This is a genomic window from Streptomyces pimonensis (genome assembly GCF_041380215.1).
Taxonomy (GTDB): domain Bacteria; phylum Actinomycetota; class Actinomycetes; order Streptomycetales; family Streptomycetaceae; genus Streptomyces; species Streptomyces pimonensis.
In genome coordinates this window covers 133696-146448 of the sequence record NZ_JAHWZY010000001.1, presented here as the reverse complement: position 1 = coordinate 146448, position 12753 = coordinate 133696, and the positions used below count along the sequence as shown (strand labels likewise).

Below are 12753 nucleotides of genomic sequence, written 5' to 3'. Positions count from 1 at the left end.
TCAGGCGCCCCTCGGGTATCTCGCCAGCCAGGCGGGGGACGAACCGGCGGGTCCGTGCAGTGCGGAGCCCTGGGTCATCTCCATCGCGAAGTCGTCGGCGAGTTCCAGGATCGTGGGACGGCCCTCCAGCTCGGCCAGCCAGGCCGGCGGGAGGGCCGTCTCGCCGTGCAGCGCCCCGAGCAGCCCGCCGGTCAGCGCCCCGGCGGCGGCGCTGGGTCCGTCGTGGTTCACGGCCAGGCACAGCCCCTGCCGTACGTCCTCCCCCACCAGCGTGCAGTACACGGCGGCGGCGAGCAGCCCCTCGGCGGTGGCGTTCCCGACCAGCTCCGTGATCCGCTGCGGGGTGGGCGTCCCCTGCCGTACGGCACCCAGCGCGTGCTGGAGCGCGTCCGACACCGGCTGGTGCCCCGGCCGGGCGGCCAGCAGCGCGAGCGTGTGCTGCACCGCCGTGTCCAGACTCCCGCCCCGGGCCAGCGCGTGCACGATCACGGCGTACGCGCCCGCCGTGAGGCAGGCGACCGGATGGCCGTGGGTCTGTGCCGCGCACTCCACGGCGAGCTGCGCGACGAGCTGCGGGTCCCAGCCGACGAGCAGCCCGAACGGCGCGGACCGGGCGGCGGCCTCGGGCCCCGCCTCACCGGGGTTCTTGGGCGCCTCGAGCGTGCCCATGGTGTCGTCGCCGAGCCCCAGCAGCAGCGGGCGGGCGGGATCCCGGCGGGCGTACAGCCACTCCTCGCGCGCCAGCCAGCCGTCGTCCCTGCGCCGCTCGTCGGGGCCCCAGTCCCGCTGGGTGGCGGCCCAGCGCAGATACGCCCGGTGCAGATCGGTCGGCGGGTGCCAGGCGCCGGTGTCGCGCCGCACCTGGGCGCGGATCAGGCCGTCCACGGAGAAGAGGGTGAGCTGGGTGTGGTGGGTGACGGCGCCGCGCCGGCCGTGGGCGGGGGCGAGATCCACGAGGCCCTCCGCGCCGTGCGCCTGTCGTATCCCGTCGGCCGTCACCCCGTCCACGGGCGCGCCCAGCGCGTCCCCGAGAGCGACCCCGAGCAGCGTCCCGCGCACCCGGGCGCGGAAGTCCTGCTGCTCACGGCGCCCCCACACGGGCCCGGCGGTACCGCCCACCCCGACCTCCCGGGACATCGTCCGTATGTGCGGTGCCAGCACTGTAATCGAACGGGGACGGTCGGTTCAGGGGGCGATGAGGTACGCGAGGTGTGAGGCGTGTGAAGTGAGTGATCGGAAGGGGGGTCCCAGCCGTCGCGGTGGCGTGCGACCGCGTCCCGCCGGGCGCGCGTCCACGCGGAGGAGGGGCCGACGGGCCGCCCTCCGGTTCCGGGTCCGGGGCGGCGGGCTCCGCCTCGTGGCGCCGTTCGCGGTGCGCCGGCAGCAGCCTGTCCGACTCCTTGGAGCGGTGGCCCCGGTCGGCGGCCTGACGGCACACCGCGGCCGGCACCTCGGGCACGCTGCCCGCGCTCCCGTCGACGTACGCCGTCAGCGCCCCCGTTCCCGGGCGATCTGCCCGAACTCCCGGACCAGGAAGGTCCTCCCGACCCCCGCGGCGCCGTGCACGCGGAACAGGAAGCGGTGCCGTTCGTCCTCGGGCGGGACGCCGAAGGCCGCCCGGAACGGCTCGCGTCCGGCGCTGCGGGCCACCCGCCCGGCGCGTCGGAGCCGTCGGACGACCCGCTGCTTCGACAGCCGTTCCCGCACCGCACGCACGTCCCCTCACCCGTGTCCCGACCGCCCTCATTCCGGTTCGACTCCCCGGGTAGGGACTGCCGTACGGGGAATGAACCCGCCATGCCCACCACGAACGCGCGCGGCGCGCTGCCCCTCGCCGCCACGCTCCTCACCGCCTCCGTCGCCCTCTACATGGCGCTGGTCGCCCTCGGCAACATCACGGACTTCGGGACGAACCAGGAGTTCGTCCGGCACGTCCTCGCGATGGACACCACGTTCAGGGACGACGACCTGATGTGGCGCGCGATCACGGACGAGGGCGTGCAGGACGCCGCGTACGTCGCGATCATCGTCTGGGAGACGGCCGCCGCACTGGTCCTGGTGTACGGCACCTGGCTCTGGGCCCGCCACGACCACGCACGCGCCCGCAGCGTCTCCACGTACGGCCTGCTGATGGTGATGCTCCTGTTCGGCGCCGGCTTCATGGCGATCGGCGGCGAGTGGTTCGCGATGTGGCAGTCGGAGGACTGGAACGGTCTGGACGCGGCGCTGCGGGTGTTCGTGCTCAGCGGGGTGGTCCTGCTCGTCGACCACCTGCCGGACCGGCAGAGCGGACGGTCCGAGCACCCCTCCGACTGACTTCGGAGCACGTTCCGGATCACCGTCGGTCCGTGCTCCCTCCGGGGAACACACGCCGCTGCCTCGACGCCCTGCGCGGAGGTCCCCTGTCCCGAGCGGACCTCGGCCGTCGGCACCCGTTCCGCGGCCGGCCGGCCGGCCAGGGCCGGCCTCGGAGGTCGGGAACATCCCCGGGAGGAGTGCGAGGAGGCAGCGGACGGCCGCGTCCGCTGCCTCGTCGACGAGGCGCGCCCTGCGGTTCGTTTCGTGTACGCGTCCGCTCGCCGACCGAAGGACACCGGGTGACCACGCACGTCGCCGGGACCGGTGCCCTCGTGCTCCACCGCGGCTACTCGACGACCCGGACCGTCGTGCCCGCCGCGCCGAAGGTCCACAGGGCCTTGCCGTCGGGCTTGGCGACGCGGATGCCGCCCGTCTGCGCGCCCGGGTCGGCGGGCGGGGGCGAGGAGCCGTCGACCGCGTTGGAGAAGGCCACGAAGACACCGGACTTCTGGGCGAAGTACATGATGTGCTCGACCGGGACGCCGTCGCTGCCGGTGGTGGCCTCGGTGCGCTCGCCGATCGTGTACGTGCCCGGGTCCGGGGCGACCGTGCCCGGCCAGACCGCGAAGGAGCGGAGGGGGGAGTCGCCGGCGTCCACCAGCCAGACCCGCTTCTCGCCGAGGGAGTAGACGATCCGGCGGCCGGTGCCCGAGTCGGCCGGTACCGCCGGTTCCTTCTCCTGCGGCTCGGCGGACGGTTTCGCGTCCGCCGTCGCCGACGCGCTCGGCCGGGGCGTGGCGGCGACGGGCTTCGTCCCCTGGTCCGCCTGGACGGCCAGGACCGCCACCGCGGCAATCGCCCCCGTGGTCAGCCCGGTCACCCAGGCCCACGAAGGAAGACGGGCAGGCACCGGTACGCATCTCCTCAGCTACGGGTCCCGATCGAGGGCCACGGGTTCCGGTCCGAAGACCGCGGGTCCGATCGAACGCGGTTCGGATCATCCTACTGCCAGTGCCGGCGCTTCCCGCGGCTCGTCTCAGTCCAGCACCGGCAGCAGTTCCGGGAGGTGGCCGTCCGACGCCTCCGCCGCACGACGGCGCTCCTCCGGCACCTCGCCGTACAGGGTCGTACGGGGCTTGGCGGGGCGTCCGGCGGCCTCCGCGACCGCGATCAGGTCCTTGACCGACTTGTAGGAGCCGTACGACGATCCCGCCATCCGCGAGATCGTCTCCTCCATCAGCGTCCCGCCGAGGTCGTTCGCCCCGGAGCGGAGCATCTCCGCCGCACCCTCCGCGCCCAGTTTCACCCAGCTCGTCTGGATGTTGGGGATGTGCGGGTGCAGCAGGAGGCGGGCCATCGCCGTGACCGCGCGGTTGTCCCGGACCGTCGGGCCGGGACGGGCGATGCCCGCCAGGTAGACGGGGGCGTTGGTGTGCACGAAGGGCAGGGTCACGAACTCGGTGAACCCACCGGTCCGCTGCTGGATCTCCGCCAGGGTGCGCAGGTGGCCCAGCCAGTGGCGGGGCTGGTCGACATGGCCGTACATCATCGTCGAGGACGAGCGGATGCCCAGCTCGTGGGCCGTGGTGATCACCTCGGTCCAGGTCGCCGCCGGCAGTTTGCCCTTGGTCAGGATCCAGCGGACCTCGTCGTCGAGGATCTCGGCGGCCGTGCCGGGGATGGTGTCCAGGCCGGCTTCCCTCGCCGCCGTGAGCCACTCGCGGACCGACATGCCGGTGCGGGTCGCGCCGTTGACGACCTCCATCGGGGAGAAGGCGTGCACGTGCATGCCGGGGACGCGTTCCTTCACCGCCCTCGCGATGTCGAAGTACGCCGTGCCGGGCAGGTCGGGGTGGATGCCGCCCTGCATGCAGACCTCCACCGCGCCCACGTCCCACGCCTGCCGGGCGCGGTCGGCGACCTGGTCGAGCGAGAGGGTGTAGGCGTCCGCGTCCGTGCGGCGCTGTGCGAAGGCGCAGAAGCGGCAGCCGGTGTAACAGACGTTGGTGAAGTTGATGTTGCGGGTGACGATGTACGTCACGTCGTCGCCCACCGCCGACTTGCGCACGTCGTCCGCCACCCGGCACAGGGCGTCCAGGGCGGGTCCGTCCGCGTGCAGCAGGGCGAGGGCCTCCGCGTCGGTCAGCCTCGTCGGGTCGTCGGCCGCCGTGCGCAGGGCCTCGCGCACGTCGGTGTCGATGCGCTCGGGCACCATTCCGGGAGCGGCGGCCTCGCGCAGGGCGTCCCAGTCGCCGTAGACCTCGTCGAAGTCGTCGCGGCGGTCACCGGTGCGGCCCTCGGTGTCGATGGTGCGGTGCAGGTCGGTGCGGCCCGTCGCGGTGAACGCCTCGTCCGGCTCCTGCCAGGGCAGCCCCTGCGGAAGCGCGTCGGGACGCGCCAGGCCGGTGGCCGGGTCGGCGAGCGCGGCCACGTGCGGGCGCAGCCGCGGGTCCAGCCACGGCTCGCCGCGCCGCACGAACTCCGGGTAGACGCAGAGCCGTTCGCGCAGCTCGAAACCGGCCGCCCGGGACTTCTCGGCCAGCTCGTCGATCCGCGGCCAGGGGCGCTCGGGGTTGACGTGGTCGATGGTGAGCGGGGAGACGCCGCCCCAGTCGTCGATGCCGGCCGCGATCAGCCGCCCGTACTCGGAGTCGACCAGGTTCGGCGGGGCCTGCAGACAGGCGGAGGGGCCGAGGACCAGCCGGGCGACGGCGACCGCGGCGACCAGCTCGTCGAGTTCCGCGTCCGGCATGCCGCGCATCGCGGTGTCCGGCTTGGCGCGGAAGTTCTGGATGATCAGTTCCTGGATGCCGTGGTGGGCGCGGGAGATCTTCCGCAGTGCGAACAGCGACTCCGCGCGTTCCTCGTAGGTCTCGCCGATGCCGATGAGGATGCCGGAGGTGAAGGGGACCGAGGAGCGGCCCGCGTCCTCCAGGACCCGCAGCCGCACGGCGGGCTCCTTGTCCGAGGAACCGTGGTGGGGGCCGCCGGGCTCGGACCACAGACGGGTGGCGGTGGTCTCCAGCATCATGCCCATGGAGGGCGCGACGGGCTTCAGTCGCTGGAAGTCCGTCCAGGTCATGACGCCCGGGTTGAGGTGCGGGAGGAGTCCCGTCTCCTCCAGGATCCGGACGGAGATCGCCCGTACGTACGCGATCGTGTCGTCGTAGCCGTGCGCGTCGAGCCACTCGCGCGCCTCCGGCCAGCGGTCCTCGGGCTTGTCGCCGAGGGTGATGAGGGCTTCCTTGCAGCCGGCGGCGGCGCCCTTGCGTGCGACGTCCAGCACCTCGTCCGGCGACATGAACATCCCGTGCCCGGCCCGGCGCAGCTTGCCGGGCACGGTGACGAACGTGCAGTAGTGGCACTTGTCCCGGCACAGCCGGGTCAGCGGGACGAAGACGCTCTTCGAGTACGTGATGACACCGGGCCGCCCCGCCGCCTCCAGCCCCGCGTCCCGCACCCGGGCGGCCGACGCGGAGAGGTCCTCCAGGTGCTCGCCGCGCGCCTGGAGCAGGACCGCAGCCTCGGAGACGTCCAGGGAGACGCCGTCCCGGGCGCGTCTGAGGGCGCGCCGCAGGGAGTTCTCGGTGGGGCCGCCGGTTCCGGTCGTCACGGAAGTCGTCATCCTTTGAGCATACGTTCGGACTGATCAGGCCTCCCTGCCCGTCCTCATCGGGTCGCCCGCCCGTCCACGAACGGCTGGAACGCGTCCAGCGCCCGCAGCACCCCCGTCTCCCCCTCCGGCGGCAGCTGCACCACGACCTCCTCGATGCCCAGCTCCGCGAAGTGGGCCAGCTTGCCCTCGCTGGGACGCACGGCGTACGGCACCACCTGGAGGGCGCCGGGATCACGGCCCGCGTCGGCCCAGGCGGTGCGCAGTGCGGGCAGCGACTCCGTCAGGCCCCCGCCGCCGATCGGCAGCCAGCCGTCGGCGTACTCGCAGACGCTCGCGAACAGCTTCGGTCCCGCCGCCCCGCCGACCAGCGTGCGCGGCCCGACCACCGGCCCGCGAGGCTTCTGCACCGGCTTGGGGTGCGCGAAGCTCGCCCGCACACTCCCGAACTCCCCGTCGTACGCCGTCGGCTCCTCCGCCCACAGCGCCCGCATCAGTCCCATCCGGTCCCGCACCAGCTCCCGCCGGGTGCGCCACCGCACCCCGTGGTCGGCGGCCTCCTCCACGTTCCAGCCGAAACCGAGGCCGAGCGTGAACCGGCCGCCGGAGAGGTGGTCCAGGGTCGCGACCTGCTTCGCCAGGTCGATCGGGTCGTGCTGCGCGGCGAGCGTGATGCCGGTACCGAGTCCCAGCCGCTCGGTGACGGCGGCGGCCTGCCCGAGCGCGACGAAGGGGTCGAGCGTGCGGCCGTACTCCCGCGGCAGCTCCCCGCCCGCCGGGTACGGACTGGTCCGCTCGACGGGGATGTGCGTGTGCTCCGGCAGGTACAGCCCGGCGAACCCGCGCTGCTCCAGCTCACGGGCGAGCCGGACCGGGGTGATCGTCTCGTCGGTGAGGAAGATCGTGACGGCGATGCGCATGGGTGGCCTTTCGTACGCGGACGACGGACCCATCCATACCCGTGCGGGCCCCACCTGTCCATACCGACCGGTCGGCATTCGGTCCCGGCCTCCCCCGGGCCCCTCGCACCCCGCTCAGTGGAAGGCCGGCCGGCCGATCCCCGCGACCGCCGTGAGACCGCCGACGACCAGGTCGGCCGGCCGGTGGCGGCGCAGCGCCAAGCCGAGCAGCACGGCGGTGAGCAGCACGGCGGCCGTTCCGATCGCGCCTTTCACGGGGCCGTGACCGAAACCGAACCCGTTGATGTGCCGAATGAGCCAGACGAACCAGGCGAATCTCATGGTCTGCTGTCGATTCCCTTCCCTTATACGGCAGTTCACCGCTCACGACAAAGGTGGCACCGCACCGGACCCTGCACCACCCAAGCCCTGTCATCAAACGACACCTGGGAGCAGCAGCATGTGCGAGGAGCATCAGAGCGGGATCGGGCGGCGCGCCGTGTTCGTGACGGGCGCCGCCGCCGCGCTCACGTTGGGAGGCGTGAGCTTCGCTTCCGCGGCGGACCGGAACGGCCGGGAGACGCGGACGGTGCGCGGCACCCTCCCGCCGGGCGCCCCCGACTTCGTGTACGTCCCCGTCGAGGTGCCCGACGGCGTCCGCGAGATCAAGGTCGCCTACACCTACGACCGGCCCGCCGTGCCGGCCGGCACCACCGGCAACGCCCTCGACATCGGCATCTTCGACGAGCGCGGCACCGGCCTCGGCGGCCGGGGCTTCCGGGGCTGGTCGGGCGGGGCCCGCACGGAGTTCTTCCTCCGCGCCGACGACGCCACCCCCGGCTACCTCCCCGGGCCGGTGCGCGCGGGCACCTGGCACATCGCGCTGGGCCCCTACACCGTGGCCCCGCAGGGACTGTCGTACGAGATCACCGTGACGCTGGCCTACGGGGAGCCCGGCGAGACCGTGCGGCCGGTGTACCCGCCGGAGCGGGCCAGGGGACGGGGGCGGGCCTGGTACCGGGGCGACTGCCACCTGCACTCCTGGTACTCCGACGGCCGCCGCACCCCCGCCGAGATCGCCGCGCTCGCCCGCGCGGCCGGGCTGGACTTCATCAACAGCAGCGAGCACAACACGCACGCGGCGCACGCCCACTGGGCCGGGGCGGCCGGCGACGACCTGCTGGTGCTGCTGGGCGAGGAGGTCACCACGAGGAACGGCCACGTGGTGGCGATCGGCACGGACCCCGGCACGTTCGTCGACTGGCGCTACCGCGCCCGCGACAACCGCTTCGGCCGGTTCGCCCGGCAGATCCGCCGCGCCGGCGGCCTGGTCGTCCCCGCCCATCCGCACGCCACCTGCATCGGCTGCAACTGGAAGTTCGGCTTCGGCGAGGCGGACGCCGTGGAGGTGTGGAACGGCCCGTACACGCCCGACGACGAGGTGGCGCTGGCCGACTGGGACGGCATGCTGGTGGCGTCCGTGCGGGACGGGCGCGACTGGATCCCGGCGATGGGCAGCAGCGACGCCCACCGCGACCCGGACGCCGTCGGCAGCCCGCAGACCGTGGTCCTCGCCGACGACCTGACCCGGGAGGCCGTCCTGGACGGCATCCGCGCGGGGCGCTCGTACGTCGCCGAGTCCGGCAAGGTGTCCCTCGGCTTCACCGCGTCCGGCGGGCGCGGCGAACACGCGGGCATCGGCGAGCGGTTGCGGGTGGACGGGGAGACCCCGGTCACCGTCCGCCTGGAGGTCGCCGGCGCCCCGCGCTGCACCGTCCGGTTCGTGACCGACCAGGGCGTGCTGCACACCGGCGGCCCGCTGCCGGTGTCCGGGGCGGGCGTGGTGGAGTGGCGGACCACAGCGTCGTACGCCGCCTACGTACGTGCCGAACTGCGGCACGAGACGGCCGCCGGACCGCTGCCCGGCGCCCTGGCCGGATTCACCAACCCGATCTTCCTCGGCCGCCGGTAGGCTCACCGCACGATGACTCCTGGGACCTCGCACGCCGAACGCAAGTACCGGAGCGCCACCGCCTTCCAGCGCCGGATCAACCCCGTCCTGCGCCGGTTGCCGCTCCAGCCCCTCCTGGAGACCACGGGCCGCGTCTCCGGCCTGCCCCGCCGGACCCCGGTGGGCGGCCGACGGGTCGGGAACTCCTTCTGGCTGGTGTCGGAGTTCGGCGAACGGTCGCAGTACGTCCGCAACATCAGGGCGGACCCCCGGGTGCGGATGCGCATCCGGGGCCGCTGGCACACCGGCACCGCACATCTCCTGCCCGACGACGCCCCCGTGGCCCGGCTGCGCGCCCTGCCCCGCCTCAACAGCGCCGCCGTACGGGCCTTCGGGGCGGGGCTGCTGACGGTGCGGGTGGATCTGGACGGCTGAGGACGCACCGTGTGGGCACCGTGACGGCCCGTCGTTCCCCGTGTGACCACCGTCTCCCACGGCTGCCGCATCCGCCACGAACAAGGCAAACTGGCGTAGTTGCTCAGGATGCAGAGGGGGACGGTATGGACGGTGTGCCGCGGGGACCGGAGCAGCGGCGTCCCGGCTCCTCGACGGAGCCCGCGACGCTGCGCTTCGGCGTGCTCGGCCCGGTGCGCGCCTGGCGTGACGACGAGCCCGTCGCCACCGGCAGCCCCCAGCAACGCGCTCTGCTCGCAGCCCTGTTGCTGCGTGAGGGCCGTACGGCCACGGCGGCCGAGCTCATCGACGCCCTGTGGGGTGAGGAACCCCCCTCCCAGGCGCTGGCGGCGGTGCGCACCTACGCCTCCCGGCTGAGGAAGGTGCTGGACCCCGGGATCCTGGTCAGCGAGTCCGGTGGCTACGCGGTGCGCGGGCTCGGCGAGGGGGCACTGGATCTCGCGGCGGCACAGGAGCTGGCGGCGGAGGCGGAGAAGGCTCGGAACACCGGGGACCTGTGCCACGCACGGGACGTGCTGAACCGCGCCCTGTCCCTGTGGGACGGCGAGACGCTGGCCGGAGTGCCGGGCCCGTACGCGGAGGCCCAGCGGGTCCGCCTGGAGGAATGGCGGCTCCAACTGCTCGAGTCCAGGCTGGACATGGATCTGGAGCAGGGCTGCCACGCGGAGGCGGTCTCGGAGCTGACGGCGCTGACGGCGGCGCACCCGCTGCGGGAGCGGCTGCGCGAACTGCTGATGCTTGCCCTGTACCGCAGCGGCCGCCAGGCGGAGGCGCTCGCGGTGTACGCGGACACCCGCCGCCTCCTCGCCGACGAACTCGGCGTGGACCCGCGCCCCGGCCTCCGGGAACTCCAGCAGCGCATCCTGCGGGCCGACCCGGACCTGGCGGAGCCCTCCGCCCCCCTGCCGGAGCCGGTGGCGGCCCCCGTCCGCCCGGCCCAGCTCCCGGCCACGGTGCCGGACTTCACGGGGCGCGCGTCCTTCGTACGGGAGCTGAGCGAGGTGCTCGCGCCGACGTCCGGGGACCGGGCCCGGGTGATGGCGGTGTCGGCACTGGCGGGCATCGGCGGCGTCGGCAAAACGACCCTGGCGGTCCACGTGGCCCACCAGGCCCGGACCGCCTTCCCCGACGGTCAGCTGTACGTCGACCTCCAGGGCACCGGCGCGAGGTCGGCGGAGCCGGAGACGGTCCTGGGCTCCTTCCTGCGCGCCCTCGGCACGGCGGACTCGGCGATCCCGGACTCGCTGGAGGAGCGGGCGGCGCTGTACCGCTCGGTCCTGGACGGCCGCAAGGTCCTGGTCCTGCTGGACAACGCGCGGGACGCGGCGCAGGTGAGGCCCCTGCTGCCGGGGACGGCGGGCTGCGCGGCGCTGGTGACGTCGCGGACCCGGATGGTGGGCCTGGCCGGCGCGCACCTGGTCGACCTGGACGTGATGTCGCCGGAGGAGGCGCTGGCGCTCTTCACGAAGATCGTGGGCGAGGAACGGGTCGGGGCGGAACGGAAAGCGGCCCTGGACGTGGTGGCGGCGTGCGGATTCCTGCCACTGGCGATCCGCATCGCGGCGTCCAGGCTGGCGGCACGGCGTACCTGGACGGTCTCGGTCCTGGCGGCGAAGCTCGCCGACGAACGCCGCCGCCTGGACGAACTCCAGGCGGGCGACCTCGCGGTGAAGGCGACCTTCGAGCTGGGCTACGGACAGTTGGAACCGGCCCAGGCACGGGCGTTCCGGCTGCTGGGCCTGGCGGACGGCCCGGACATCTCGCTGGCGGCGGCAGCGGCGGTACTGGACCTGCCGACGGAGGACACGGAGGACCTGCTGGAGTCCCTGGTGGACACGTCCCTGCTGGAGTCGGCGGCCCCGGGACGCTACCGCTTCCACGACCTGGTGCGACTCTACGCGCGTGCGTGCGCGGAGAGGGACGAGCAGCCGCCGAGCGAGCGGGATGCGGCGTTGTCGCGGTTGCTGGACTTCTATCTGGCAATGGCGGCGAGGGTCTACGCGATCGAGCGGCCGGGGGACCGGACGGTCGCCCACCTGGAGACGAGCCGGTTCGAGACGTGTCAGGTCACGGATGCCGCCGAGGCCCTGGACTGGTTGCACGCCGAGGCCGAGCCGCTCCTCTCCTGCGTCCAGCAGTCGTTGGGGACCGCCACGTTGCGGCGGGCCGTCGACCTCCTCCTGGCAGCCATCGACCTCGCGGAGTCGGGAGCCGGTTCGCGCCGCTACGAGCTGACCGCACTGGCCGCGTGCGAGGCCGCTGCGACACTCGGGGACACCCGCGCCGAGGTCCGCGCCAGGACCGTACTCGCCCAGGTGCTCAGCCAGGCCGGCCGTTTTCACGAGGCGGAGCGGGAAGCCCGACGGGCCGACCGGCTCAACAAGGAGGCGAACGACCCCTGGGCGAGCAGTGCCGCACCCAACCAGCTGGGCATCATCGCCAACTGCACGGCTCGTTTCCGCGACGCCGAGGAGTACCTGCTGCGGGCCGTCGCGGCGTTCCAGGCGGACAGCAACAAGCCGGGAGAGGCCAGCGCCGTGTGCAACCTGTCCAGGGTGATGGCCTCCATGGGCTGCAGCGACCACGCCGTCGAGCTCGCCCAGCGGGGCATCGACATCTACGACGAGCTGGGGCTGTCGGTACGCCTCGCCAACGCCAGATACGCATCGGGGATCGTCCTCACACAGGCGGGCAGGCTGGACGAGGCCCTGGCGCAACTCCGGAACGCGCTGAGCATCTTCCTGGAGAGCCGGCAACGCCTCTGGGAGGGAACGACGCACTTCCGGCTGGCCCAGGTGCACTTGGCGGCGCTCCGTCCGGCCGAGGCCGCGCGACACGCCGAGCAGGCCTTGTCCACCGGCTGCATCGGTGGTGAGTGGATGCGGGCGAACGCCCTGACGCTGCTGGGCAAAGCACTGCATGTTCTCAACCAGTCGGACCGTGCCCGCGCGTGCTGGTCCGACGCGCTGGCCGTGTTCGAGCAACAGTCCGCGCCGGAAGCGGACGAGGTCCAAGACCTCCTCTCGCTCTTCACCACCTCCTGAGCCCTCGGCAAGGGCGTTCATCGAACGTTTATGTGCGCCTGACATGCTCCATTCCGTCGATCCGTCGCGTCGGGGGGCAGGCGGATCTCCTCGGTCTCACACCTGGTGCGAGACCTTTCGGACGCCCGTTCGGCGGCCCACGGGGGAGCCACCGAACGGGCGCTTCCCTCAGCTCAGCACACTTTGAGATTCCGGGAGTCAGAGCCATGAGCGAGACCACGAACGCCGAGGGCTTCACCACTCAGGACCAGCACTCACCCGCGCCGTCGGCCACGGACGCGGAGATCACCGCACTGGACCAGCACTCCCCGGCTCCGCCCGCCAGGGACCCGGAGATCACCACGCTGGACCAGCACTCCCCGGCTCCGCCCGCCCTGAACCTGGACGGCAGGTAGACCCCGTCCCAGCGGGGATCGGCCGCGGCGGCGCGGAGGGGGAGCCGTCGCGGCCGACGTGTGTCCACGGGAGTTCTCC

The 12753-nt window shown here is 73.4% G+C and carries 11 protein-coding genes; 5 read left to right on the top strand and 6 right to left on the bottom strand.

Annotation, left to right across the window (positions count from 1 at the left end; genetic code table 11):
* Nucleotides 1-1119 carry an ADP-ribosylglycohydrolase family protein gene (locus KYY02_RS00720; protein ID WP_371235702.1) on the bottom strand — a complete coding sequence of 373 codons (1119 nt, stop codon included), beginning with the start codon at nt 1117-1119 and terminating at the stop codon, nt 1-3.
* Nucleotides 1120-1488: 369 nt separating this feature from the next.
* A complete protein-coding gene (locus tag KYY02_RS00715; protein ID WP_371235411.1) occupies nt 1489-1716 on the bottom strand; it encodes a hypothetical protein in 228 nt (75 codons plus the stop codon).
* 81 nt (nt 1717-1797) lie between these two features.
* On the opposite strand from KYY02_RS00715, the gene KYY02_RS00710 reads away from it, so the two are divergent.
* Complete coding sequence (locus KYY02_RS00710) at nt 1798-2316, top strand: DUF2165 domain-containing protein (RefSeq protein WP_371235410.1); 519 nt, start codon at nt 1798-1800, stop codon at nt 2314-2316.
* A gap of 328 nt (nt 2317-2644) precedes the next feature.
* On the opposite strand, the gene KYY02_RS00705 is transcribed toward KYY02_RS00710, so the two are convergent.
* The 4 genes from KYY02_RS00705 to KYY02_RS00690 all read right to left on the bottom strand — a co-directional run bounded on the left by KYY02_RS00705 (nt 2645) and on the right by KYY02_RS00690 (nt 7152).
* A complete protein-coding gene (locus KYY02_RS00705; protein WP_371235409.1) occupies nt 2645-3208 on the bottom strand; it encodes a L,D-transpeptidase in 564 nt (187 codons plus the stop codon).
* Between the two features lie 126 nt (nt 3209-3334).
* Nucleotides 3335-5923, bottom strand: a complete 2589-nt coding sequence (locus tag KYY02_RS00700) for a bifunctional FO biosynthesis protein CofGH (RefSeq protein WP_371235408.1) — start codon at nt 5921-5923, stop codon at nt 3335-3337.
* Between the two features lie 44 nt (nt 5924-5967).
* The gene (locus KYY02_RS00695; protein WP_371235407.1) at nt 5968-6831 is read right to left on the bottom strand and encodes an LLM class F420-dependent oxidoreductase; all 864 of its coding nucleotides are present in this window, start codon (nt 6829-6831) and stop codon (nt 5968-5970) included.
* A 114-nt stretch (nt 6832-6945) separates the two neighbouring features.
* Nucleotides 6946-7152, bottom strand: coding sequence for a hypothetical protein (locus tag KYY02_RS00690; RefSeq protein WP_371235406.1), 207 nt, complete (start codon nt 7150-7152; stop codon nt 6946-6948).
* 118 nt (nt 7153-7270) lie between these two features.
* Here KYY02_RS00690 and KYY02_RS00685 point away from each other — a divergent pair, with 118 nt between their 5' ends.
* From KYY02_RS00685 to afsS, 4 genes are all read left to right on the top strand, one after another.
* Entirely contained in the window at nt 7271-8782 is a 1512-nt protein-coding gene (locus KYY02_RS00685) for a CehA/McbA family metallohydrolase (protein ID WP_371235405.1), read from the top strand.
* Nucleotides 8783-8794: 12 nt separating this feature from the next.
* Nucleotides 8795-9196, top strand: a complete 402-nt coding sequence (locus tag KYY02_RS00680; protein WP_371235404.1) for a nitroreductase/quinone reductase family protein — start codon at nt 8795-8797, stop codon at nt 9194-9196.
* A gap of 125 nt (nt 9197-9321) precedes the next feature.
* A complete protein-coding gene (gene afsR, locus KYY02_RS00675) occupies nt 9322-12279 on the top strand; it encodes an SARP-family global regulator AfsR (RefSeq protein WP_371235403.1) in 2958 nt (985 codons plus the stop codon).
* A gap of 206 nt (nt 12280-12485) precedes the next feature.
* Nucleotides 12486-12674: a regulatory protein AfsS gene (gene afsS / locus KYY02_RS00670; RefSeq protein WP_371235402.1), complete on the top strand. Its 189-nt coding sequence runs from the start codon at nt 12486-12488 to the stop codon at nt 12672-12674.
* Nucleotides 12675-12753: the final 79 nt, after the last annotated feature.

What these genes read in the sequence shown, in the direction of transcription:
- afsS (WP_371235402.1), top strand. Translation starts at nt 12,486, where the DNA reads ATGAGCGAGACCACGAACGCCGAGGGCTTCACCACTCAGGACCAGCAC.
- KYY02_RS00695 (WP_371235407.1), bottom strand. Translation starts at nt 6,831, where the DNA reads ATGCGCATCGCCGTCACGATCTTCCTCACCGACGAGACGATCACCCCG.
- KYY02_RS00710 (WP_371235410.1), top strand. Translation starts at nt 1,798, where the DNA reads ATGCCCACCACGAACGCGCGCGGCGCGCTGCCCCTCGCCGCCACGCTC.
- afsR (WP_371235403.1), top strand. Translation starts at nt 9,322, where the DNA reads ATGGACGGTGTGCCGCGGGGACCGGAGCAGCGGCGTCCCGGCTCCTCG.
- KYY02_RS00690 (WP_371235406.1), bottom strand. Translation starts at nt 7,152, where the DNA reads ATGAGATTCGCCTGGTTCGTCTGGCTCATTCGGCACATCAACGGGTTC.
- KYY02_RS00680 (WP_371235404.1), top strand. Translation starts at nt 8,795, where the DNA reads ATGACTCCTGGGACCTCGCACGCCGAACGCAAGTACCGGAGCGCCACC.
- KYY02_RS00685 (WP_371235405.1), top strand. Translation starts at nt 7,271, where the DNA reads ATGTGCGAGGAGCATCAGAGCGGGATCGGGCGGCGCGCCGTGTTCGTG.
- KYY02_RS00700 (WP_371235408.1), bottom strand. Translation starts at nt 5,923, where the DNA reads ATGACGACTTCCGTGACGACCGGAACCGGCGGCCCCACCGAGAACTCC.